Here is a 23041-nt window from a genome sequence, read left to right on the forward strand (position 1 = left end):
CGCCAAGGAGGCTGGGCGTGGCGATTCAGCGGATGGACAACGTCCTCATCGTCGTCGAGGACCTCGACGCCGTCATCTCGTTCTTCGTCGAGCTCGGCATGGAGCTGGAGGGCCGGGGACCGGTCGAAGGACGGTGGGTGGAGCGGGTCATCGGGGTCGACGACGTCCGACAGGAGATCGCGATGCTGCGGACCCCGGACGGTCACAGCAAGATCGAGTTGGCGATGTTCCACACTCCGAAGGCGATCAGGCCCGAGCCGACGGACGCACCGGCCAACACGCTGGGCATCCGTCGTGTCATGTTCGCCGTCGACGACATCGAGGACGTCGTCGCCCGGCTGCGCGCCCACGGTGCCGAACTCGTCGGCGAACTCGCGCAGTACGAGGAGCTCTACAAGCTCTGCTACCTCCGCGGCCCCGAAGGCATCATCGTCGGGCTTGCCGAACAGCTCACCTGACGGCCGTCCGCCGATGGTCCGGCGTTGACGTGGCCCGTCACTGGTCCAGCAGGTCCCGAAGTGTGCGGCGCAGCTGATCGGCCGCCCGGGGGCTGACGGTCGCGAGGAACGCGTTCTCAGCGTCCCGGTATGCGGCTTGTGCGGCGTCGAAGGTCTGCCGGCCGTGCTCGGTGAGCTCGACGATGTTGCGGCGCCGGTCGGCCGGATCTGGTCGTCGTACGACGATGCCTTTGCGTTCGAGCTCATCCAGGATCGCGACCATCGTCGTGCGGTCGACGCTGAGCTTCTGCGCTACCTGCAGTTGCGAAGCGGGTTCGCCGTGGGCCAGCACCCGCAGCGTCCCGAAGTCCTTGCTGTCGATCCCGAGGCGCTCCAGCGTCGCATCGGTCAGCGCGGTGAGCCGCAGGTTCGCGTGCTTGAGGAGGTAGCCCAGGAGGTCGCGCGGGTCTGCGGCGGCGCTGCTGTCGGTGGACACCGCCCCATCGTACGGCTAATCTGATCGTCAGTGATGCTGACGATCAGAGAAACGACAGGAGTTGTCATGATCCTCGTGACCGGAGGCGCCGGCTTCATCGGCTCCCACACCGTCCGCGCCCTCGCCGAAGCCGGCCAGGAGTGCGTCCTGCTGCAACGCCGGGCCCCCGTGGTGCCCGCCCCCCTCGCCGACCTGCCCGTGTACGCCGTACAGGCCGACATCGCCGACCTCGACGCCCTGCTCGCCGTCGGCAAGCAGTACCCGATCACCGGGATCGTGCACCTCGCCGTCACCCTGCCGAGGCCGGGCGACGACACCGACCCGATCGACGCGTCGGCGCGGTCCCTCGAGGGGTACCTCAACATCGTTCGTGCCGCGCAGACGTGGGGCGTGAACCGCATCGTGACCGCGAGCACCATCGGCGTCTACGGCTTCGCCCACGCGGGTGCGCTCGCCGAGAACATGCCACTGTCGATGGGCCATTTCCACGCCATCCCCACCTTCAAGAAGATCTTCGAGTTGCTCGCCGGCCATCTGTCGGCCGACACCGGGATCCAGATCGTCAACGCACGGATCTCCGGCACCTGGGGGCCTGGCGGGCACCTGCCCGACCCGTTCTTCGCCGCGCCGTCCCTCGCCCACGCCGCAGCACAGCGCAGCGCACCCGACCTCTCCGGGCTCATCGCGCCGCCGCACGCCGAGGACGCGCTCGACCTGCTCTACGTCAAGGACACCGGCCGCGCACTCGCGCTCCTGCAGCTCACCGACGGACTACGGCACGCGACCTACAACGTCGCCTCCGGCCACGCCACCAGCAACGCCGAGATCATCACCGCGATCCAGTCCAGCGAGCCCGGCTTCCAGTTCGAGCTCCCCTCGGCCGGCGACCGCCCGTACAGCTGGCTCGACATCACCCGACTGCGTGAGGACACCGGCTTCGAACCCCGCTACGACACCGCCACCGCCGCCACCGACTACATCGCCTGGCTGCGCGCCGGCAACACCCGCTAACCCGGTACCGGTTCGGACGCCACCTGGCCGAGGTGACCGCCCGTAGCTCGGCGGCCGCCTCGGCGATCAGGATCGACGCCTGCCGACCAACGGCCCTTGCCCGGTCAGGAACGTGGTCACCGCCAGGCGGAAGTCGTCCGGACGCTCGACCCACGGCAGATGGCCGGCCCCGGTAAGGCTCACGCGCTGACTGTTGGGCAGCGCCCCATGCAGCGAGTCGACGGCCCAGCGGGGACGGATGTCCTCGGAGCCGTCGATGATCAGCACCGGCAGGTCGAGCGCTCGGCAGCGTACGGCTATCCCGGCCTTGGAGAGTTCCTGCTTGACCTCGGTGTTGATGGCCCGGCTGCAGTCGTAGTTGATGCCCAGCCATGGTGTGGCCATGCGCTCGGCGTGCCGTAGCGCGGTGTCGGGGTCGGCGAAGTCGGCCGACCATTGCAGCGCCGCCCACTCGCGTTCCTCGGCGGGCGTGCGGGCGCGAGAGCCGAGAGCTTCCCACCGGTCCAGACGATCCCCGAGCCGTAGCCGCAGATTCCGTTCGTAGTGCGGATGCCAGTCACGCCCAGGGTCGATGCCGGTCCCGGACACGTAGATCAGCTGGCTGACCCGTTCTGGGTGTGCGATGGCGTACCGCAACGCCAGGTGGGCACCCCAGGAGTGGCCGAGCAGGGCCATGCGCGGCCCGGCCAGCTGGTCGCGTACCGCGTCGAGGTCGGCGACGAAGCGACCGACGGTGTACGGCCCGCGCCGCTGCGATCGCCCGCAGCCGCGTTGGTCCCACCGGATGACGCGGAGATGCTCGTTGAGAAGCCGGGCGAGCGGTTCGAAGTAGTCCCACACACCCGGACCACCGTGACAGAGCACCAGCGGCGGACCGTCGCCGGACTGCGCCACCCACAGCCGGCAGCCGTCGCCGCTGCGGACATTCAGGCTCACCGCTTCATTGTGGTGGTGGCGGCGGTCGGACATGAGGTGCCGACCCGCCGGATGAGTACGACGACGGATGTGTTCGCCGTGAGGCTCGTGGCAGATTGCCGTACATGGATGTCGTTGATGCCCCGCGCCGGGCCCCGTACGGGCGCAGCCTGCTCGTCGCGCTCGGCTGGTACGCCACGGTGATCACTGCGGTTCTCGTCGGGCAGTCAGGGATACCGGCTGCACCGCGCACCGACTGCACGGTCATCTTCAGCTGCCTGACACCACAGGAGGAGATCGGCCTGCTGCTGCTCGTCGGCAGTCCGGTCCTCCTCGGCCTGCTGGTCTGCACACTGGTGGTCACCGGTCTGCTGGCCCGCCTGATTCCCTCGCCGATCGTCGTCGGCACCCTGTCGGTGCTGGGCAGCGTCGCTGTCGTGGCGGTGGTCGTCGCGGTCTGGCAGGGTGCCCGATGAAGCGCATCGGACTCGGCATGCTGCTCCTCGGCTGGCTCTACGGCGTGCCGTTCCTGCTCATCGTCGGGTTGATCCGACGTACGTCGTCGCCCTATCTCGACACCCGTGCGCAGGCGCAGGCGTTCGGCGCGACCACCGACACCATCCTGACCACGGCCCTGGTGCTCAACCTTGCCCTGCCCGCAGCGGGGATGCTGCTCGCCTGGCTCATCCGTGACCGGTACTGGATTCGCCACTTCGTCGGGGCTCTGGTGGGGGCGGCGCTGATCTACTGTGCTGTCGCGATCGCAGCGCAGGCCGCCACGACACCACTGATCGGTTGGACACCGACCGACAACGAGCCAGCGCCGCAGGTCACGCAGTGCATCCCGACCAGCGGTGGTCGTAGCTGCCCCGGTGGCTGATCCCGGGGGACAGGCAGGTCCGCGCATCGGAGGAGAGTCTGTGTCGGCATGGGAACGCGGAGTAATGTCTGGCGTGGTGGCGTGAGCCAAGGGATTCTCGGCAGGTGCTGTCAGCCAGCAACCGAGGTGGTGACGTGCATGACTCGCATCATTGACCCACGATGGCCGTCGACCTTGCGCCAGTTGCGTCAGCAGGCGGGGCTTTCGCTGCGTGATCTCGCCGCGAAGGCCCACTACGCCAAGTCGTATCTGCATGACCTGGAGATCGGTCGGAAGACGCCGACGCCTGAGATCGCCGGTCGGCTCGACGACGTACTCGAATCCGGTGGTGTGCTCTCCGCGATGCTCACCGACGACGGCGCACACGATTCCGTCGAGCTGGCCCGCCGGGTCGCGGCTACCGACATCAGCAGTAGCACCCTCGCTGGCCTGGAAGCAGCCGTCGACGAGCTTGCCGTCGCCTATCCCGTCACCGCGTCGCACGTCCTCCTTCCCCGCATCCGCCGGCACCTGACCTACGTCACCACCCTGATCAGCTCCGGCCGCCGAATGACGCTGGACCAGCACCGACGGATCCTCGTCGCCGGGGGGTGGCTGTCGCTGCTCACCGCTACCGTGCTGATCGATCTACGCCGAAACGGCGCCGCTGCCGGGCACCTGGACACGGCCAGCGAGATGGCGGCCCACACCGAGCACGCCGAGATCCACGCATGGTGCCTGGAAACGCGCGCGTGGGAGGCGCTCACTGCCGGCGACCCTGCGACCGCGCTCGGTCTGGCCGAGGGCGCGCAGAACATAGCTCCGACCGGCAGCAGCGCCAAGCTGCAAGCGACCGCGCAGACCGGGCGCGCGCTGGCACTGCTCGGCGACCGACCGGCCACCGGGCAACGACTGGCCCAGCTGGAGCGGATGGTGTCGCCGTTGAGCCAGCCGGAGCGGCCCGAGCACCACTACCGCTACGACCCTGGCAAAGCCCGAGCGTACGTGGCGACCACCTTGGCGTGGGTCGGTGATCCGGCCGCCGCCACCGAGGCCAGCGATGTCCTGGCCCGGCTGCTCACCGAGGGCAGCCGCCCCCGGCGGATCGCGTCGGCCCGGTTGGATCTCGGCCAGGCCGTACTGTCGGTGGATCCGCACGAGTCGATAGTGCAGGTCGCGGCGGCGGTCGTCTCGGGTCGGGTTGCGGCGTCGAACTGGTGGCGTGTCGAACGCGTCCGCCGGGGTCTGGCCGAGGTAGGGGTGCCTGCCGACGAGTTGGGCGAGCTGTGCGCGACGCATCGGCCGTCGATATGACGGCGGACAGTAGCCAGTACTGGCGGACGACGACACTGTAGACCGTCGGCCGAGCGCCAGGCAGGCTGGAACCGGGTCGCATCGCCGTCTGGGTTCGCGACCTGCCAGCTGGGCCCGACGTGTACCCGTGATCGCCTTCCCGCGTCGGGCCCGTCTGCGGCGGCGGCTCGGGGTTGACGTGGAGAGCCACCTCGGGTCGCCGCCCTTCCAACTGACGTTGAGGGGGCACCGTGTTCGGGAAGTGGTTTCAGCGTGCGGACATACCGGTGGATGTGGTGTATCCGGTGCCGGGCAGGCGGCGGTACGCGGACCGGTCGGTGCCGCCGGATCGGCGACCGGCGACTCGTGCGGATCGCTCGGAGCGGCGCGGTGGTAACGCCGGCCGGCATTTCCTGCCGTGACCGGGATCAGGCTCAGCGCCAGGACGAGCGGCGGGGAGCCGGTGCATGAGCCGGTGCGGCCGTCGTGGGTGTGTGCGGTGTGTCCGGACGGTACGCCGTGGCCGTGTCCGCCGGGGCGGACGCAGTTGGCCGAGCAGTATGTCGGTGAGCCGGTCGCGTTGTCGGTCGATGTGGCGGAGTTGCTGCCGTTGGCCGCCGAGGAGGCCGGCATCACCGATCCGGCCGAGTTGTATGAGCGGTTCGTCTCCTGGACCTGGATCGACGCGGGTGGGCGGCCATGAGTGTGGCGGCGAGCGAGTCGACTGGGCGTCGGGTTGCGCTGTGGCGGGTGCGGCGGCGGATGACGCAGCAGGTGTTCGCCGACCGGATCGGCCGGTCGAAAAGCTGGGTGGAGAAGGTCGAGCGGGGTGCCCGCCGGCTGGATCGGTTCTCATTGATTCAGCAGGTGGCCGAGGTGTTGCGGGTCGACCCGGCCGAACTGCTCGGTGTCGACCGCCCGGCGGAGACCGACAGCGCGGCGGACGGTGTGCAGGCGGTCCGGGCGGCGTTGGCCTGCTACGACGTGTTCGCCGCCGGCCTGCTGGGGCCGGCACCGGACGTCGGGGACGTGTCGCGGCGGGTGGAGCACGCCTGGTCGACGTACCGGCACGGGGATCATCCACGGCTGTTGCGGATGGTGCCGGGTCTGCTGGACGCCGCCCGCCAGTTGCACGCGGGGCGGCCCGAGCAGTCGGTGGTGCCGCTGGTGCAGGCGTACCGGGTCGCGGCGTTGGTGCTGGTGAAGGTCGACGAACCGGAACTGGCCTGGTTGGCGGCCGACCGGGCGCTCGCCGTCGCCGGTAACGATCGGCTGCTGGCGGCGTCGGCGGTGGTGCCGCTCGGGCAGGCGCTACGCGGGCTCGGCCAGGGCCGGCTGGCGATGGCGGCCACGATCGCCGCCGCCGGCCGGGTCGCCGCGTCGACCGGCGGGGCCGCGTCGGGGGAGTGCCGGTCGGTGTACGGGACGTTGCTGCTGCAGGCCGGACTGGCCGCCGCCGGCTGCGGCGACCACGCCAGCGCCGGTGAACTGCTCCAGCAGGCGGTCGAGGTCGCCCGGCGGGTCGGTGACGGGCAGGACTACCGGCAGGCAAGCTTCGGACCGGCCGCAGTCGAATGCGCCCAGGTGACCGCCGCCGTGGCCCTCGACGACCCGGCCGACGCCGTCGACCGGCACACGGCGATCGTCCGCCGCGACGACTGGCTACGGCTGCCGGCCGAACACCGGGCCGCATACCTGATCGACGCCGCACGGGCCCACCTCGACACCGGCGACCTGACAGCAGCCGGCCGGTGGCTGGTCGAAGCCGACCGCGTCGCACCGGCCGAGATCCGCGCCCGGCCCTCCGCGCGTACCGTCGTGGCTGAGATCGCCCGCAGCGGACCGCAGGCGGCCGGCGTCGCCCGACTGGCGACGGCCCTCGGCCTGACCCGCTGACCAGGCGATCCGCCCAGCTCAACCGGGCCGCCGTGGTCGATCAGGCAGGGGCGCCTTTCGGATAGTGGCGGCGCAGGTTGGTGGCGATGACGCGGTCGAGCATGCGGTCGGAGAGCAGTCGGGTCAGGCGGGTGATCAGGGCGGCGTCCCGGCCGATGGTGTAGCGGGTGCGCGGCCTGCGGGTCGTGACGGCCTTCGCGACGACCCGGGCGGCGGCCTCGGCGGTCAGGCCCGATTCGGTGCCCGAGGCCATCAGCGAATTGTTCGCCTGGACCAGATCACCGTAGCGCTCCTCCTGCTCCGGCGTCATCTGGGCGGCCAGGCGGTTGGCCGTCGCAATACCTCGGGTGGCCATTTCCGTGCGGACGCCGCCGGGTTCGACCACGATCACGGGTACGCCGAGCGGCGCGACTTCCCGGCGGAGCGAGTCGCTGACCGCCTCCAGGGCGAACTTCGTCCCGGCGTACGCGCCGTAGGTGGGCATGGCGACCTTGCCGCCGATCGAACTGACGTTGACGACGCGACCCTTGCTGCGCAGCAGCGCGGGCAGCAGTGCCTGGGTGACGGAGATGTGGCCGAACAGGTTGACCTCGAACGTCCACCGCCACTGCTCCATCGGCAGGGTCTCGACCGGGGCGTTCACCTGGATGCCGGCGTTGTTGACGAGCGCGTGCAGTGGGCGCGGGTCGCTGGCGACCCGGGCGGCGAGCGCTGCCACCTGCTCGGGCTCGGTGATGTCGAGGGCGACCGGCTCGATGTCGGCCGACCGGATGGCGTCGGCGTCGGCGTCGCGTCGTACGCCGGCCAGGACGTGGAATCCCCGTCGGGCCAGCTCGCGGGCGGCTGCCGCACCGAGGCCGGTGGAGGCGCCGGTGACGATGGTCAGCTGCTGGGTCTCATTCACGTGTTCCTCCGGAAAGTTTATGACTGCTACCTTAGCAACAGTCAAAAACTAGGCGAGTGAACTACCATCCGGTGCGGGTGGCAGACGGGAGGTGGCGGGTGGCACGGCCGGCACAGGACCGCGCGGAGGTGATCCTCGCCGCTGCCAGGGCCCAGTTCCTGCAGGCCGGGGCCGAGCACACGACAGTCGATGACATCGCGGCCCGTGCCGGCGTGGGCAAAGGAACGGTCTTTCTCTACTGGCCGTCCAAGGCGCGGCTACGCGAGGCGGTCCTTCTGTTGGAGGTCGCCGGGACGTTCGCCACGCTTGCCGCTGACCTTCAGGACGACCCGGCGTTGCTGCGGCTGGGAGTCATCGCCCGCCGCGAAGTCGCCGCAATAATGGACAGCCCAGACATGGGTCCGTTTCTGGTGAACCAGTTCGCGTCGATGCCCAAGCCGTCGCAGGCGCCGACCCACGCACTGCACCGGATCATTTCCGCCATGCGCAGGTACGACCTGGTCACCGACGTCGCCACTGACGATGTCGTCATGGGAATGGAAACGGTCATGGCCGGGGCGCTGATCAGGGGCTTCGATCGCGGCGGGCGGGAGCCGCTGCTCGACGCCGTGCAGCATCTCGTGTCGGCCAGCTACGACCGCGTCGGCGCCGCCCGGCACGCCATGGACGCGGCGATGCCCGAAGTGGTCGGTGCGCTGGACGACGCCATCGACCGGCTCGTCGCCGCAGCGTCGCCCGACCGGCCCACGACGGCCCAGCTCAGGCCCGGTAGACGCCCGGTAGGTCCTTGGCGAGGCTGACGGTGCCTTCGGGGCAGGGAAACGCCACCGGCTGGTAGCCCTCGCTGCGGTAGAGGTCGATGTTGCGTTTGCTGTTGGCGCCGGTGAACAGCAGGATGCGGTGCAGGTCCTGTTCAGCGGCGGCGGCGGCTTCGGCAGCTCGCAGCAGCCACCGGCCGAGTCCTTGGCCGCGTACGTCGGGTGCGACCGCGAGCCGACCCAGGTGCAGGTCCGTTCCGTCGGGGCGGGTCCGGACCATGCCGAGCAGCCGGCCGTCGCGCCAGATGCCGGTGGTGTGCCAGTCGGCCAGCCAGCCGCGCACGTCGTCGAGCGTCTCGTGTAGTGCCGGGATGTCCAGTCTGTCGTTGAGCACAGCCTCGTCCACCCAGCAGCAGCGTTGCAGCACGGTGACCTGCGGGGCGTCGTCGGGAGTCAACCGCCTGACGTAGGAACCGGGCAGCGGGCCGGGCATGCTCCCGGCCCGCGTGCGCTCGCGCATCGGGTGCAGCGCGTACGCGAGGCGGACCAGTTCGTCGAGCACGGCGACGCCCGCTGCGTCGCGGGCCGGGTCCGGCCGCAGCCGCCCATCGTGCACGGCGTCGCCGATGCGGATCGCGACGGTGGCACCCACCGGGACCATTCGCAGCGTCGTCACGACCTGCTTGGCGTGCTGGACGGAGCGGGTGCCGGCCGAGGTGTGGCCGTAGCTGACGAAGCCGATCGGTTTCCACGCCCACTCGGCGCTGAGGTGGTCCAGCGCGTTCTTCAGGGTCGCCGGCATCCCGTAGTTGTACTCGGGGGTGACCGCGACGAACCCGTCCGCCGCGTCGACGATCGCGCTCCACTGTCGGGTGTGTTCGTGCTGGTAGATGCCGGACGACGGATGTTCCGCCTCGTCGAGAAACGGCAGGTCGACGGTCACCGGCACGAGTTCGACGCCGAGCTGCGCGGCCCGAGCGGTGCATGCCTCGATCAGCCACTGGCCGATGGCGGGGCCAAGGGCACCTGGTCGGTGGCTGCAGATCAGCACGAGCACCCGAGGCCGCTTCGTTGACATGGAAACGAAGCCTAGATGCTAGATTGATTACATGTCAACGAAGTCGCCGGCCGACGACGCCGCGCGCTGGCTGGACCCCGACGAGGAGCGGGCCTGGCGGGCCTTCCGGCGCATCATGGTCGCCGTCCAGACCGGCACGGAGCGCGACCTGGCCTCCGTCGGACTCTCCGGACCCGACTACGAGGTGCTGAGTACGTTGTCGGAGCGGCCCGACCACACCAGCACCTTGGGCAATCAGGCCGACAAGATGGGCTGGTCACGCAGCCGCCTGTCCCGACACGCGACCAGAATGCAGGAACGCGGCCTGCTGCGGCGCGCGCCCGACCCGGCCGACGGTCGGGGCTGCCTGCTGCAACTCACCGCGCAGGGGCTGGCCGCCCTCGCCGACGCCGCACCGGCCCACGTCGACTCGGTACGCCGCCACTTCATCGACCGGCTCACCCCGAAGGACCTCGCCGCCCTTGAACGGATCGCCCGGCGGTTGGCCGAGTCGGACTGACGGCAGCGGGGACTGACGGCAGGGCGGGCCCGGCACATGCCGGGCCCGCCCGAGGTGACGACGGTGCGACGTCGTCGGTAGGTCAGCGGTGCAGGTTCGTCAGCGCTGCAGGGTCAGGACACCCGGCCGGTACGGCAGACGTCCGTAGTCACCGCCGGAGTTGGGGTCGCGTCCCTGGTAGAGGAACTGGAGGTTGCAGGGGTCGATGGTCATGGTCTGGTCGGCGTTGGTGCGGATGAGTTCGCCGTGGCTGATGTCGTTGGTCCAGGTGGCGCCGCTGTTGGCTTTTCCGGCGAAGGGGTTGGATTCGGTGGTGGCGTTCGGGGTCCAGGTGCCGCCGAGGTTGGTGGCGGTGAAGGAGCGGAAGTAGCGGCCCTGGGAGCCGATGGCCTCGACGATCATGAGGTAGCGCTGTTGGCCCTGGAGTTTGTAGACCTGGACAGCTTCGAAGAGGTTGTTGGTGGTGTCGGTCATGATGGTGGTGTAGTTGGAGCCGAAGCTGCCGGGGAAGTTGCCGATGGGCATGCTGGCGCGGTAGATGCGGCCGTTGTCGCCGGCGAAGAAGAGGTACATGTTCTGGTCGTCGCCGATGAGTGCCTGGTCGATGGGTCCGGTGCCGGAGTTGGAGATGCTGCCGGTGAACAGGGTCTGGTGGGCCGACCAGCTGTTGACGTTCGTCGGGTCGGTCGACGTCCGGTAGGAGAAGGCGGGGCCGCCCCACTGGTAGGCCAGCACCCAGATGTTTCGTGGCGCGAAGTAGAACAGTGACGGTGCGACGGCGGAGAACGGCATGGCGTTCTGGCTGGCCGAGCCCATCTGGTTCCAGTTCGAGAAGAGGCCGAAGTTCATCGAGCCCCACGAGGTGCCGGTGTCGTGGTTGGTGGCGTAGACGAGGTGCTGGCCGTTGTACGGGGCGTGGGTGAAGTCCTTCAACGACACCCAGCCGGAGCGGGGCTGCGCCAGCGGCCCGGTCGAGGTCCAGCGGTACGTCGACGGCAGGTTGCAGGTGCCACCCGGCGGCGGGGTCGTCGGGTTGGGGTTCGGGTTGCCGCCGCCGTCGACGCGGACCAGTTGCCACTGCTGGTTGGTGCCGCCCCAGTCGTCGTACTGGACGATGTTGCCGCCGTCGGCGGTCGACGCGCCCTGCACTTCGAGGGCCTTGTTGCTGTGTCGGCTGATCAGGCGGACGTGGCCGCCGTCGGAGTCGGCGAGGCGCCACTGCTGGTTGGTGCCGTTGAGGTCGGTCCACTGCACGATGGCGCCGCCGTTGGCGGTCGACCAGTTGTAGACGTCGAGGACCTTGCCGGACAGTCTCGACTTGAGCCGGTAGTAGCCGCCGCCGGAGTCGACGAACTGCCACTGCTGCTGGTTGCCGTTGTTGCGGGTCCACTGGGTGATCCGGGCCCCGTCGTTGGTGGCGAGGTTGTAGACGTCCAACGCCTTGCCGCTGTTGCGGTTGACCAGGACGTACCACGCGCTGGTGTCGACCGTCGCCGCCGAGGCCGCCGTCGTCGTCACCGCGACGGCGCCACCACCGGCCAGCAGTACGGCCGCACTGGCCAGCGCGACCCGTGGCATCAGGCCACGCCGCCGGGTCGGTGACCCCGTCGATCCAGATCTACCAAAGGCAAACATGATCCTCCTCCAGGATCAGGGCGGAGCGGTGCACCTGGTGCGGGCACACCGCGAGTCGGGGACCGGGCGCATGCGGGAAGATTCGCGGCGCGGACGGCGCTGCCGTATGCCCTGGGCGCACGCCTGATCCCGAAGGCGACGACGCAGGCTCGCCCGGTAAGCCGAAGGCATCGTCGTCCTTCGCTATAGACTGTGAGCGATAACATCCCGTTCGTCAAGCCGTAACATGCCGCGTCGCGCTGGTCGACGGCCGCCTGCTGGGACGGGGTGCGATGTTTGCGTTAATATCGACAGGCGCACATGGTTATCGCTGCGGCCGGGTGCGCAGACGGTGGCCCGACCGCGCACCCGATCCGAGGGTCACCGGGGCCGGTGCAGCCAGTCGGCCAGATCCGGCGCGGCCATCTTCTCGACCCGCTCGGCGTACCGTCGCAGGTCCTCGTCGTCGAGCAGGCGACGCCACTGGCCGCTGACTCCGCTGTTGAAGAACTGCTGCGGGTCACGCCACATCGCCAGCATGGGGGCGAACTCCGCGGCCCGCTTGCGCATCGAGTCGAACGTGGCGGCCTGCACCAGCTCCGGCCACCGGTCCTGCGGCACCTCGATGCCGAGATGGCTGGCGAGGGCCTTCATCTGCCCCGCCAGGTCGGCCTTCAACTCGTCGTAGTGCAGCAGCAGGACGTTGGGCCGCTCCCGCTCCGCCCAGAACCCCGACAGGTGGTGCAGCATCGACGGCAGGCCGATCTGCACGTCGGGGTGGTCGATCCAGGCCCAGAACCGGTCGTACTCGGACTCCAGCTGCGGTGGGGCGTCGTCGGTGAGATCGCCGGTCAGGTCGTCGTTGCCGACCGCCGCGTCGCGCAGCGCCAGGACCACGTCGTAGTCGGTGTTCTGGAAGTGTGCGTCCCAGGACAGGGCCACGTCACGCGGGTCCCGACCGACGGCGATGTAGGTGACCTCGTCGTGGATCGGCAGCCCGTCGAACGGGGTGTGGGTCTTGATGATGCGTCGGTGCTGCTGCGCCTCGTAGAACGCGAACACGTCGGCCTGGCTGCGGGTCTTCATGTCCGGCCAGATGGTGATGTCGTCCAGCCTGCCGGGGAGCTCCGGCGTTTGGAAGATCAACAACGCGCAGATCGTCTGGGTCCACGTGGTGCCGCACTTGGCGGGGGTGGAGATGACGATGTCACCCGGGCGGAAGGGGAATCCCTGCCACCGCGCACTGTCCATGATCGCATTTTGGTACCGCTCGGTCGGTTCGCGCACCGGTCCTCCAGTCTCGTCAGTCAGCGTCCAGTTGGGACATCCAACTCCACTGTGTATCACGATCGGCGCGGATTGTACGCAAACGGACCCCGGTGCCGGCGACGGGGCGCAGGCACCGGGGTCCGGTTCCGACGTTCGTTGCTGCGTTGCCTAGTTGTGCCGGAAAGCGTTGCGCCGGGACCGCAGTGTCACCAGACCGACCACCAGCACCACCAGTACGGCGAGCACCAGCACCGCGACCGCGACGCGGACCAGCCAGGTCCACCCGTCCGCCGCCGCGGCCCCGTCGGCTTCCGCCGCAGCTGCCGGCGGTGGCGGCGGCGACTGCGCCGGCACCGCTCGTACGTCGACGATCGCCTCGCCCGCGTACGGGGTCGGCGCGCTGACCGTCACCTGCCAGTCACCCGGGGTCAGGATCGGGCCGGTGGAGTAGAAGCCCTGCCCCTCACCGGCCGGCTGCACCTGCATCGGGCCGACCGTCCGGCCGCCCTCGCCGGTGGCGGTCAGCGTCAGCCGGATGACCTCCGCCGGCCGGTTGCCTTCCGAATCGGTGACCTCGATGGTCACCCCCAGCGCACCGTCGCTGGCCACGTCCAGATCGAGTTGCCCGGTCTGCGCCGACGCCGGGCCGGCCACCGGCAGGATCACCAGCAACAGGCCGACCAGCACCGCGGCAAGCCCGCGAATCAGCCGCATCGTCACTCCTCGTACGAAAAGGGGTCGGCCCCGCCCCGCCCAGAACGCAGGCGGGACGGGGCCGACCACCATCAGAGTTGCTTGTCCGGATCGATCCGGGTCGGGTCTTCCGCGAGCCGACCCGCACCCGTCACCGGCTTACCACCGTTGGCCTGCACACCGGCCGCGCTGGCCGTGCCACCGAGGCGCACGATCATCGCGTCCGCGTCGCGGACCATGGTGTCCCGTACGTCGGTGTCGGTCACCAACGCCGGGTCGAGGGCGAGGGCCTTGAAGGCGGTCAACTGCTGCACCGCCCGCTTGTCCTTGCCTTCGGCCTCGGACAGCCGCGCCGCGTCCAGCTTGTTGGACAGCTTGCGGTGTGCGAGCTTGGACAGCTGCCCGGTCGCCTTGAACCGGTCGATCAGGCTCTGCATGTCCCGGAACGACGTGGTGACGAAGAACCGGACCGTCGAGGCGGTACGGTTGCCCGCCTTGTCGGTCGCCGTCACCGTCAACTCGTGCATTCCCAGCGGCAGGTCGTACATGGCCTGCAGCGTGTTGTTGGCGTACGGCTGGCCGTCGAGCGTGCCGACCACGGTCGCGATGCCGGAGGTCGGGTCGACCGCCTGCCACGACACCCGGACGTCCTGGCTGTCGCCGTAGAGCTGGCCGTCGGCCACGCCGGAGATCAGCAGCGTCGGCTTCGTGCCGTCGATCTTGACCACGGCCGACTTGAGCGCCTCGACGTTGCCGACCGCGTCGGTGGCCCGGTACAGCAGCTCGTGCTCGCCGTCCCCGGTCACCTCCACCGGCTCGGTGTACGGCGTCCAGTCGCCGCCGTCGAGCGACCACTCCAGCAGCGCCACCCCGGAACCAGCGTCGGTGGCGGTCAGCACCACCGGGATGGTGCCGTCATGCCAGCCGTTGTCGTTCGCCGGGGCGAACTCCGCCGAGCTGACCGGCGCCGTACCGTCGATCTTGAACGTGACCGACCCGGCCTCCTCGACGTTGCCGGCGGCGTCGGTGGAGCGGAACCGCAGCTCGTGCTCGCCGTCGCCGGTCACCGTCACGGGTGCCGTGTACGCCGTCCACCCGGTCTCCTCGTCCAGGGAGTACTCGGTGCTCGCCACTCCGCTGCCACCGTCGTTGTCGGCGGCGGCCAGGGTGACCGTGACGTCACCCGGGTACCAGCCGTCGACCGGTTCACCGGACCCGGTGACCGTCGCGCTGGTCACCGGTGCGGTGGTGTCCTCCTCCGACGACTCGGTGCTGAGCCGGAAGTAGTCGAACGAGGCCGTCTTCGACGCCGTCTGGTTGGCGCCGAGAGTGAACAACCCGACCTTCGGGGTGGCCCCGACCGCCGTGTTGGTCAACGACTCGAACGTCGTCCAGTCGGTGCCGTCGGCCGAGTACGCGGCCGTGTAGGTGTCACCGACCCGGGACACCCGCAGGTGCCACACACCCGAGGTCAGACCGGTGACCTGCGGCTGCGGGTCCTGGACCGCCGCACCGATCTCACTGCGGAACTCGATCCGCCGGCTGACCGCCGACCCGGCTGCGTTGTCGGTGATGTAGTCCAACTTCAGGTAGTTGTCGTCGTCGGCGTAGACGAGCAACCCGGCCTGCTGGTACTGCTCGTCCAGCAGGCTGCCGTCGACCTTCGTCTCGATCGTCCAGTCACCCTCGGGTGCGGTCTGCAGGATGAAGTTCGTCGGCCCGGAGTTGTCCCCGGTGTAGATGTCACCGTTGGGCACGTCGATCTGCAACGCCCCGTCGGCGACCCGGTAGGTGGCCGCGTCCTCCCGGACGATGGCGTCCCACCGGCACTTGTCCAGCGCGTCGCCGTCGAACTCGTCGGAGGCCTCGACCGGCCCGGCCGGTGCGTCCGGCGTGAACTGGAACCAGTCGAACAGCGCGTCCACCACCGGGGCCTCGGTGCCGCCGTTGAGAGCGAACACCCCGACCCGCGGGTTGTCGATGCCCGCCAGCGCCGCCGACCGGCCGACCGGGGTGAACGTCTGGCCGTCGGCCGACATGGCCGCCGTGACGTTCGTCCCGTCGCTGGTCAACCGCAGGTAGATGGTGTCACCGGCAGGTGCGTCGGTGGCGTCGGCACCCTCGTTGCGCGGCGTGCCGGCGGTCTCCCGGATGAACTCCACCCGGCGGGAGCCGTTGTAGAGCAGATCCACCTTGGCGTAGTTGTCGTCGTCGCCGTAGAGCAGCAGGCCGGCCTGCTGGTAGTTGGCGGTCACCGGCAACGTGACCTTGGCGGTGGCCTGCCAGGCGCCGGACGGCACCGGCTGCAGGACCAGGTTGGTGGCGTCGTTGCGGCTGCCGTACAGGTCACCGACGCCGGTCGGCAGCCGTAGCGAACCGTCGGCCACCGAGTAGACCTGGCTCTCCCGGACCACCGTCCACCGGTCGCGGTCCAGTCCGTCGCCGAGGAAGTCGTCCGAGCGCGCCCCGAAGCAGGACGTGTTCGGTGCCTCCACCCGGATCTGGGTGTACGCCGAGGACTGCGCGCCCCGGGCGTCGGTCACCGTCAGCACGGCGGTGAAGGTGCCCGGTACGGCGTACGTGTGGCTGGCCTCCAGCGTGTCGGCGGTGCCGCCGTCACCGAAGTCCCAGGCGTACGTCAGCGGGGTGTCTCCTTCGGCGTCGGTCGCCGTACCGCTGAATTCGACGGTGACCGGCGCGGTGCCGGACGTCGGGGTCGCGGTCACGCTGACCTGCGGCGGCGCGTTGTCGGTGACGCCCCGGCCGACGAAGTCCATCCAGTTGACGTTGAACAGCGAACCGGTGCCGCCGGCCGGGTCCCGGGCGACGAAGAACAGCGTTCCGCTGTCCAGCGTGCCGGTGACCGGCGCGGTGACGTCGGTCCAGGACTGCCAGTCCCCGGTGCCCGGTACGGTGGCCGTGGCCACCAGCGGACCGTCGGCCGCGTCGGCCCGGACCTCGATCCGGCCCCCGTTGACCGCCGAGGCGACCCGGAACCGGATCTCGTCGATGCCGGTCAGGCTGGCCGGGTCGACCGACCACCAGTCGCCGTCCTCGATGAATCCGATGTTCTGGCCGCCGCCGGCCGGGTCGCTGGAGGTCTCCAGCTGCACACCCGGGTCGCCGCCGCCGGTGGCGTCCGCCACCCGCCCGGTGACCGTGTAGTACTCGGCCTGCTTGCGCTTGGGCTGCAGCAGCTCGATCGCCCGGCCGGTGAGCGGCCCGGCGCCGGCGGCGCCGCCGTTGTCGGTGTAGGTGGCCTCGAAGACGGTGAAGACGTCCGCTTCGGCGCCGTGACCGTCGGCGAGCTGGGTCTGCACCACGCCGGAGCAGCCGGTGTGCTGGTCCAGCGGGTGGGCGTGCTCGTCGTGGCCGAGCAGCACCTGCAGCTGCACCCGGTCACAGTCGATCTCGCCGTCCTCGGGGTCGGTGACGGTGATGGTGTACTCGACCTGGTCGCCCCAGTTGAAGAAGCCACCGGCCGGTGGGAACTCGATGGTCACCGTCGGCGCGGTGTTACCGACCGTTACCGGTACGTTGGCGACCGCGGTCCGCCCGTTCGGGTTGGTCACGGTGAGCTGCGCGGTGTAGGTGCCCGCCTCGGCGTACGTGTGGCTCGGGTTGGCCTGGTCCGAGGTGCCGCCGTCACCGAACGTCCACGCGTAGGTGAGGGTCCCGCCGTCGGGGTCCCGGGAGCCTTCGCTGGAGAACTGGACGGTCAGTGGCGCCGGCCCGGAGGTCGGGTTGGCGCTGGCCTGGGCGATCGGTGCCCGTGCCCCGGCGATGTAGTCGATCCGGTAGACCCCGGAGTCGTCGTTGTTGCCGCCGAAGCCGCTGCCCCATTCGATCATGTACAGCGCGCCGTCGGGGCCGAACTCGAAGTCCATCGGGCGGATGAAGCTCATCCCGGTCAGCAGTTGGTTGATGTCGACCAGTTCGGTGCCGTCGGCGCCGACCTGCATCGTGTACATCTTCGACTGGTTCCACTCACCGAGCAGCGCCTTGCCGTCGTAGTAGGCCGGCCACTTGCGCTCGGAGACCAGGTCGGCGTCGTAGCGGTAGACCGGGCCGCCCATCGGCGCACCGCCGCCGCCGATCTCCGGGTAGCGAGCGTCGCCGCTGTAGCCGTAGTCGACGGTGGCCGGGATCGCCGGCGGCAGGTTGGTCAGGCCGGTGTTGTTGGGGGAGTTGTTCACCGGCGCCGAGCAGTCGAACTTCGCGCCGCTCGGGCCGGACGGGAACTGGTAGTCGTTGTACGCCTCGTTCGTTCCGGTGCAGTACGGCCAGCCGTAGTTTCCGGGGGTGTCGACGATGTTCCACTCGACCAGACCCCGCGGGCCCCGGTTGGGGTTGTCCGAGCTGGCGTCCGGGCCGTAGTCGGCGACGTAGAGCGTGTCGGTGGCCAGGTCCATGCCGATCCGGAACGGGTTGCGGAAGCCCATCGCGAAGATTTCCGGGCGGGTCTGCGCGGTGCCCGGCGCGAACAGGTTGCCCTCCGGGATGGTGTACGTCCCGTCGTCCTCCGGGTGGATCCGGATCACCTTGCCGCGCAGGTCGTTGGTGTTGCCGGAGGTCCGCTGCGCGTCGTAGTCCTGCCGGCCGGCCCGCTCGTCGATCGGGGTGTAGGCGCTCGACTCGAACGGGTTGGTGTTGTCGCCGGTCGCCAGATAGAGGTTGCCCTGGCTGTCGAAGGTCATCGTGCCGCCGGCGTGGCAGCAGGTGTTGCGCTGCGTGTCGACCTGCAGGACGGCCTTTTCGCTGGCCGGGTCGATGGTGTCACCGGTGACGGTGAAGCGGGACAGCAGGTTGCGGGCCACACCGTCGTTGGGTGCGTAGTAGAGGTAGACCCAGCCGTTGTCGGCGAAGTCCGGGTCGAGCCGGATGCCGATCAGGCCGTCCTCGTTGCCGGTGAACACGTCGAGGTCGATCGCGGTGACCGTGCTGCCGGTGTCCGGCTTGACGATCTGCACCCGGCCGTCGCGCTCGATGTAGAAGACCCGCCCGTCGGGGGCGATGTCCAGCTCCATCGGGTTGCTGGTGTTGCTGTCCAGGGTGATCTTCTCGAAGCTCTCGGTCAGTGACGCGCCGCAGTCGGACTCGACGACGCCGGCCACCGACTGGATGCCGCCGAGCAGGTGGTCGAGGAACTCGGGCTCGGCGAACGACTCGTCGGTGTGGCCCATCCCGGTGTACCAGGCGCGGCCGCCGTCGTAGTCGCGGCACCAGGCGATCGGGTGGTCGGCGCCCATCGCGCCGGAGCCGACCGAGTAGGTGGACTCGTCCAGGCTGGCCAGCACGTGCACGTCGCCACGCGGGTTGGACTGGAAGTTGTACCACTCGTCGTAGCGGGACCACTCGGCCGGCAGCCCGGCCGTGGACGGGTGGGCGTTGTCCTCCACCTTGACCGTGGCGGTCTGGTTGGCCGGGTGGCTGGCGAAGTAGGCGCCGACGAGTTCGCCGTACCAGGGCCAGCTGTACTCGGTGTCGGAGGCGGCGTGGATGCCCACGTACCCGCCGCCGGCCTGGATGTAGCGCTCGAACGCGGCCTGCTGGTCGGGGTCGAGGACGTCACCGGTGGTGGAGAGCCAGATCACCGCCCGGTAGTTGGCCAGGTTCTCGTCGGTGAAGGCGGCGCTGTTCTCGGTGGTGTCGACGGTGAAGTTGTTTGCCGCACCGAGCTGCTGGATCGCGGCGATCCCGGCCGGGATCGAGGCGTGCCGGAAGCCGGCGGTCTTGGAGAAGACCAGGACCGAGTACGGGTCGTCGTCGACGACCGCGGCCGGCGCGGGCTGCTGGGCCGGGGTACCCGGGGTGGTCGGGGCGGCCTGCGCGGCGGGGGCGCCGAGCAGCATGGTGGACAACATGGACAGTGATAGGAGTGTCGCGGTGATGGGGCCACGCGAAGCATGGCGTCGGCGGGTTCGGGACACGGGGTCTCCTCGTCCTGGTGAACAGGGGGTGCCGGGCCGACCCGCCGATGGCCTTCCCGTCTAGCTCGGTGAACGCGCTGCCACGACCCGTTCACCGATGTTTTGTTAAGCCGTTGGACAAATTAGGGACTGCTGGCTCTGTTTCCGGCAAGAGTTGATTATGTAACGGTTTTATAACCGAGGTCGCGCGCGACGCCCCGCCAGCGATCATGGCGACGCTGGCGGGGCAGCAGAACAGCAGGTCGACGCCCTTGTCGTGGTCACCCGGGGGTCGAGGGTGGATCGGCTCGTCGCGCGTTACACCCCGAGACGATCTGGCCCCAGGGCGGTCACATCCGTCGACCTGGCCGGTCGCGTCCGTGTCTCCGTACGGTCACATCCGCAGCTGCGGCCAGTCCAGCACGTCGGCGGCGAGCCCCGCGACCGTCGCGAGCAGGCCCAACCGGGCCTGGCGCAGCCGCTGGTCCTCGGCCATCACGAACACGTCGTCGAAGAAGGCGTTGACCGGGTCGGTCAACCGGCCGGCGATCTCGGTGAACCGGTCGAGATCCACCGTGTGGTCCAGATCGGCCTGCACCTGCTTGACCACCTCGTGCAGCCGGACCTCGGCCGGCTCGGTCAGCAGCGCCGGGTCGTAGCTGGCCGGCACCTCGGCCGGCACGATCCGCCGGGCCCGCTGCACCGCCTCGGCCAACGCCCGGAACTGCGCGTCGCCGAGCAGCCGGTCCAGCTGGGCCAGCAGCCGGTCCAGCAGCTGCGGCCGGTCGGCGTGCGGCAGCACCGCCCGGACCCGGTCCACCGGTTGACCCTCCTCGGTGAGCAACTGCTCCACCCGGCGGGTCAGGAACTCGACGATCTCGGCCAGCACCGCGTCGGCTACCGGCACCGGCTGGCGTCGGGCCGCCGCCGCCAGCCCGTCGGCCAGCGAGACCCCGGCCAGCCCTGGCTGGCTGCGGTGCACCGCCAACAGCCCCAGCACCGCCCGGCGGATGGCGAACGGGTCACTGCTGCCGGTCGGCATGCCGACCGTGGCGGCCAACCCGGTCACCAGGTCCAACCGGTCGGCCAGCGACAGCACCGCACCGGGCAGCGACTGCGGCAGCTGGTCCCCGGTACTACGCGGCAGCTCCGCCTCGAAGACCGCCTGGGCGACCGCCGCCGACTCGCCGGCGTGCGCCGCGTAGTCGCGGGCCATCACCCCGGCCAGGCTGGTCATCTCGGTCACCAACTGCGAACCGAGATCGAACTTGACCAGCTCGGCGGCTCGGGCCAGCGTCTGCCGGTCCACCTCGGAGATCGTCACCAGCTCGGCCAGTTCCCCGGCGAGCCCGGCGATCCGGTCGGCCCGCTCGGCCATCGACCCCAGCTTGTCGGTGAAGGTCAACCGGTCCAGCCGGGACCGCAACTCGGCCACCGGGGTGGCCCGGTCGGCGCGGTAGAAGAACGCCGCGTCCTCGTACCGGGCCCGCAGCACCGCCTCGTTGCCGGCCCGCACCAGGTCGGTGTCGATGGCGCCGTTGGCGACCGCCACGAAGTGCGGCAGCAGCTCCCCGTCGGCGCCACGCACCGGCAGGTACCGCTGGTGCTTGCGCATCACCGTCGCCAGCACCGCCTCCGGCAGCTCCAGGTACCGCTGCTCGAAGTCGCCCAGCAGCGGCGTCGGCTGCTCGACCAGATCCACCACCTGGGTCAGCAGCCCGGCCTCGGCGGCCAGGTCGACCCGGCCGCCGACGCTGCCGGACAACTCCCCGGCGGCGGCGGCGATGATCTCCCGGCGCTCGTCCGGGTCCACCACGATCCCGGCGTCACGCACCGTCGCCAGGTAACTCTCCGCGTCGGCCACCACGACCGTCGACGTGGCCGCGGTCCGATGCACCCGGGTGGTCCGGCCGGCGGCCACCGTGGACACCTCCACCGGCACCACCGCGTCACCCCAGAGCGCCAGCAGCCAGCGGACCGGCCGGGTGAACGCCAACTGCGGATCCCGCCACCGCATGTTCTTCGCCGACCGCAGACCGGTGACCACCCCGGCGAGCACGTCGGTGAGGACCTCCGCCGCCGGGCGGCCGGGCTCGTCGCGCAGCACCGCCAGATGCGGTACGCCGCCGATCTCCACCTGCGCCAGCTCGTTCACCTCGACGCCCTGGGAACGGGCGAAGCCCGCCGCCGCAGGGGTGGGCGTGCCGTCCGGGCGGAACCCGGCGGCGACCTTCGGGCCGCGTACCGTGCGGGTGTGGTCCGGCTCGCGGGCAGCGACCGCGTCGACGATCGCGACCAGCCGGCGCGGGGTGGCCAGCACCCGTACGTCGCCGTGCGTCAGCCGGGTGGCGGCCAGCCGGTCGGTGACGAGCCTGGCGACCTGCTGGCGGGCCGAGCGGACCTCCGACGGCGGCATCTCCTCGGTGCCGATCTCGAACACCAGCTGCCGGGCCGCGTCGGCGTCCGCCGCCTGCCCCGCCGACGTGCCGGCCGACGTGTCCGCCTGGCCGGGCGGGGCCGGGGCCACGACACCGAGCGGGTGCCCCAGCTCCTCACGGCGGCGGACCCACAGCTGCGCCACCTCACCGGCGAGCCGGCGCATCCGGGCGAACTCGGTGGCCCGCTCGGCGGTGGAGACCGCACCCCGGGCGTCGAGCACGTTGAACGCCTGCGAGCACTTGAGCACGAAGCTGTGCGCCGGCACCGGCAGCCCCGCGTCGATCATCCGCTGCGCCTCGGCGGCGTACAGGTCGAGCAGCTGCCGGTTGGTGGCGACGTCGGCGTCGTCGAGGTAGTAGCGGCTCATCTCGTACTCGCCCGGGCCGAAGATCTCGCCGTACGAGACGCCGGGTGCGTAGGCGATCTCCTTGAAGTGCCGCACCCCCTGCAGCGCCATCATGATCCGCTCGATGCCGTAGGTGATCTCCACCGACGGCACGTCCAGGTTGATCCCACCGGCCTGCTGGAAGTACGTGAACTGGGTGATCTCCAGCCCGTCCAGCCAGACCTCCCAGCCCAGCCCCCAGGCACCCAGCGCCGGCGACGCCCAGTTGTCCTCGACGAACCGGACGTCGTGCGCGGCCACGTCGATGCCGAGCGCGGCCAGGCTGCCCAGGTAGAGCTCCTGCGCGTCGCCGGGCTCCGGCTTGAGGATCACCTGGAACTGGGTGTGGGTCTGGATCCGGTTGGGGTTCTCGCCGTACCGGGCGTCGTCCGGGCGCACCGACGGTTCGACGTACGCGACCCGCCACGGCTCGGGCCCCAGCACCCGCAGGAAGGTGGCGGGGTTGAGCGTACCGGCACCGACCTCGGTGTTCATCGGCTGGACCGTCAGGCAGCCCTGCTCGGCCCAGTACGCCGCGAGGCGGGCCAGCGCGTCCTGCATCGTCAGCACGATCGACTCCCAGGTT

The 23041-nt window shown here is 70.2% G+C and carries 18 protein-coding genes; 9 read left to right on the top strand and 9 right to left on the bottom strand.

All coding sequences use genetic code 11. The features are described 5' to 3' along the window. The first annotated feature begins 17 nt into the window (after positions 1-17). Positions 18-458: a VOC family protein gene (locus O7623_RS25140; protein ID WP_282225441.1), complete on the top strand. Its 441-nt coding sequence runs from the start codon at positions 18-20 to the stop codon at positions 456-458. Between the two features lie 37 nt (positions 459-495). Here the strand turns inward: O7623_RS25140 and O7623_RS25145 are convergent, their stop codons facing one another. Continuing rightward, the gene (locus O7623_RS25145; RefSeq protein ID WP_282225442.1) at positions 496-933 is read right to left on the bottom strand and encodes a MarR family winged helix-turn-helix transcriptional regulator; all 438 of its coding nucleotides are present in this window, start codon (positions 931-933) and stop codon (positions 496-498) included. Between the two features lie 66 nt (positions 934-999). Between O7623_RS25145 and O7623_RS25150 the strand changes: the two genes are divergently transcribed. Further along, the gene (locus tag O7623_RS25150) at positions 1000-1944 is read left to right on the top strand and encodes an NAD(P)-dependent oxidoreductase (RefSeq protein ID WP_282225443.1); all 945 of its coding nucleotides are present in this window, start codon (positions 1000-1002) and stop codon (positions 1942-1944) included. A gap of 66 nt (positions 1945-2010) precedes the next feature. Here O7623_RS25150 and O7623_RS25155 read toward each other — a convergent pair whose 3' ends face one another. Further along, positions 2011-2880: an alpha/beta hydrolase gene (locus tag O7623_RS25155; RefSeq protein WP_282225444.1), complete on the bottom strand. Its 870-nt coding sequence runs from the start codon at positions 2878-2880 to the stop codon at positions 2011-2013. A 104-nt stretch (positions 2881-2984) separates the two neighbouring features. On the opposite strand from O7623_RS25155, the gene O7623_RS25160 reads away from it, so the two are divergent. The 5 genes from O7623_RS25160 (at position 2985) to O7623_RS25180 (ending at position 6907) form a co-directional block, all read left to right on the top strand. Then, a complete protein-coding gene (locus O7623_RS25160; RefSeq protein ID WP_282225445.1) occupies positions 2985-3335 on the top strand; it encodes a hypothetical protein in 351 nt (116 codons plus the stop codon). Then, positions 3332-3739: a hypothetical protein gene (locus O7623_RS25165; protein WP_282225446.1), complete on the top strand. Its 408-nt coding sequence runs from the start codon at positions 3332-3334 to the stop codon at positions 3737-3739. The genes O7623_RS25160 and O7623_RS25165 overlap by 4 nt, the downstream gene beginning before the upstream one ends. 138 nt (positions 3740-3877) lie before the next feature. Continuing rightward, positions 3878-5032 (top strand): helix-turn-helix transcriptional regulator, encoded by a 1155-nt coding sequence (locus tag O7623_RS25170; RefSeq protein WP_282225447.1) that lies wholly within the window; start codon positions 3878-3880, stop codon positions 5030-5032. A gap of 526 nt (positions 5033-5558) precedes the next feature. After that, positions 5559-5714, top strand: coding sequence for a hypothetical protein (locus tag O7623_RS25175; RefSeq protein WP_282225448.1), 156 nt, complete (start codon positions 5559-5561; stop codon positions 5712-5714). Then, the gene (locus tag O7623_RS25180; RefSeq protein WP_282225449.1) at positions 5711-6907 is read left to right on the top strand and encodes a helix-turn-helix domain-containing protein; all 1197 of its coding nucleotides are present in this window, start codon (positions 5711-5713) and stop codon (positions 6905-6907) included. The genes O7623_RS25175 and O7623_RS25180 overlap by 4 nt, the downstream gene beginning before the upstream one ends. A gap of 40 nt (positions 6908-6947) precedes the next feature. On the opposite strand, the gene O7623_RS25185 is transcribed toward O7623_RS25180, so the two are convergent. Then, positions 6948-7811 (bottom strand): SDR family NAD(P)-dependent oxidoreductase, encoded by an 864-nt coding sequence (locus O7623_RS25185; RefSeq protein ID WP_282225450.1) that lies wholly within the window; start codon positions 7809-7811, stop codon positions 6948-6950. Between the two features lie 98 nt (positions 7812-7909). On the opposite strand from O7623_RS25185, the gene O7623_RS25190 reads away from it, so the two are divergent. Then, positions 7910-8611: a TetR/AcrR family transcriptional regulator gene (locus O7623_RS25190; protein ID WP_282225451.1), complete on the top strand. Its 702-nt coding sequence runs from the start codon at positions 7910-7912 to the stop codon at positions 8609-8611. On the opposite strand, the gene O7623_RS25195 is transcribed toward O7623_RS25190, so the two are convergent. Beyond that, entirely contained in the window at positions 8571-9647 is a 1077-nt protein-coding gene (locus O7623_RS25195; RefSeq protein ID WP_282225452.1) for a GNAT family N-acetyltransferase, read from the bottom strand. The two genes, O7623_RS25190 and O7623_RS25195, sit on opposite strands and share 41 nt — an antisense overlap. 31 nt (positions 9648-9678) lie before the next feature. Between O7623_RS25195 and O7623_RS25200 the strand changes: the two genes are divergently transcribed. Continuing rightward, entirely contained in the window at positions 9679-10146 is a 468-nt protein-coding gene (locus O7623_RS25200; RefSeq protein WP_282225453.1) for a MarR family winged helix-turn-helix transcriptional regulator, read from the top strand. Between the two features lie 99 nt (positions 10147-10245). Here the strand turns inward: O7623_RS25200 and O7623_RS25205 are convergent, their stop codons facing one another. The 5 genes from O7623_RS25205 to O7623_RS25225 form a co-directional block, all read right to left on the bottom strand. Beyond that, positions 10246-11724 carry a non-reducing end alpha-L-arabinofuranosidase family hydrolase gene (locus tag O7623_RS25205; RefSeq protein WP_282225454.1) on the bottom strand — a complete coding sequence of 493 codons (1479 nt, stop codon included), beginning with the start codon at positions 11722-11724 and terminating at the stop codon, positions 10246-10248. A gap of 417 nt (positions 11725-12141) precedes the next feature. Then, the gene (locus tag O7623_RS25210) at positions 12142-13011 is read right to left on the bottom strand and encodes a sulfotransferase domain-containing protein (protein ID WP_282225455.1); all 870 of its coding nucleotides are present in this window, start codon (positions 13009-13011) and stop codon (positions 12142-12144) included. Between the two features lie 186 nt (positions 13012-13197). After that, complete coding sequence (locus O7623_RS25215) at positions 13198-13743, bottom strand: hypothetical protein (RefSeq protein ID WP_282225456.1); 546 nt, start codon at positions 13741-13743, stop codon at positions 13198-13200. A 71-nt stretch (positions 13744-13814) separates the two neighbouring features. Then, positions 13815-19586 carry a ThuA domain-containing protein gene (locus tag O7623_RS25220; protein ID WP_282225457.1) on the bottom strand — a complete coding sequence of 1924 codons (5772 nt, stop codon included), beginning with the start codon at positions 19584-19586 and terminating at the stop codon, positions 13815-13817. Positions 19587-20025: 439 nt separating this feature from the next. After that, complete coding sequence (locus O7623_RS25225) at positions 20026-23016, bottom strand: glycine--tRNA ligase (protein WP_282229562.1); 2991 nt, start codon at positions 23014-23016, stop codon at positions 20026-20028. Between the last annotated feature and the right edge of the window lie 25 nt (positions 23017-23041).

The sequence above is a fragment of the Solwaraspora sp. WMMD791 genome, assembly GCF_029581195.1.
In the GTDB taxonomy this organism is placed as follows: domain Bacteria; phylum Actinomycetota; class Actinomycetes; order Mycobacteriales; family Micromonosporaceae; genus Micromonospora_E.

Coding starts and splice junctions, on each gene's coding strand:
- O7623_RS25150 (WP_282225443.1), top strand. CDS start 1,000: ATGATCCTCGTGACCGGAGGCGCCGGCTTCATCGGCTCCCACACCGTC.
- O7623_RS25160 (WP_282225445.1), top strand. CDS start 2,985: ATGGATGTCGTTGATGCCCCGCGCCGGGCCCCGTACGGGCGCAGCCTG.
- O7623_RS25165 (WP_282225446.1), top strand. CDS start 3,332: ATGAAGCGCATCGGACTCGGCATGCTGCTCCTCGGCTGGCTCTACGGC.
- O7623_RS25170 (WP_282225447.1), top strand. CDS start 3,878: ATGACTCGCATCATTGACCCACGATGGCCGTCGACCTTGCGCCAGTTG.
- O7623_RS25180 (WP_282225449.1), top strand. CDS start 5,711: ATGAGTGTGGCGGCGAGCGAGTCGACTGGGCGTCGGGTTGCGCTGTGG.
- O7623_RS25195 (WP_282225452.1), bottom strand. CDS start 9,647: ATGTCAACGAAGCGGCCTCGGGTGCTCGTGCTGATCTGCAGCCACCGA.
- O7623_RS25200 (WP_282225453.1), top strand. CDS start 9,679: ATGTCAACGAAGTCGCCGGCCGACGACGCCGCGCGCTGGCTGGACCCC.
- O7623_RS25205 (WP_282225454.1), bottom strand. CDS start 11,724: ATGCCACGGGTCGCGCTGGCCAGTGCGGCCGTACTGCTGGCCGGTGGT.
- O7623_RS25210 (WP_282225455.1), bottom strand. CDS start 13,011: ATGGACAGTGCGCGGTGGCAGGGATTCCCCTTCCGCCCGGGTGACATC.
- O7623_RS25215 (WP_282225456.1), bottom strand. CDS start 13,743: ATGCGGCTGATTCGCGGGCTTGCCGCGGTGCTGGTCGGCCTGTTGCTG.
- O7623_RS25220 (WP_282225457.1), bottom strand. CDS start 19,586: ATGTTGTCCACCATGCTGCTCGGCGCCCCCGCCGCGCAGGCCGCCCCG.
- O7623_RS25225 (WP_282229562.1), bottom strand. CDS start 23,016: ATGCAGGACGCGCTGGCCCGCCTCGCGGCGTACTGGGCCGAGCAGGGC.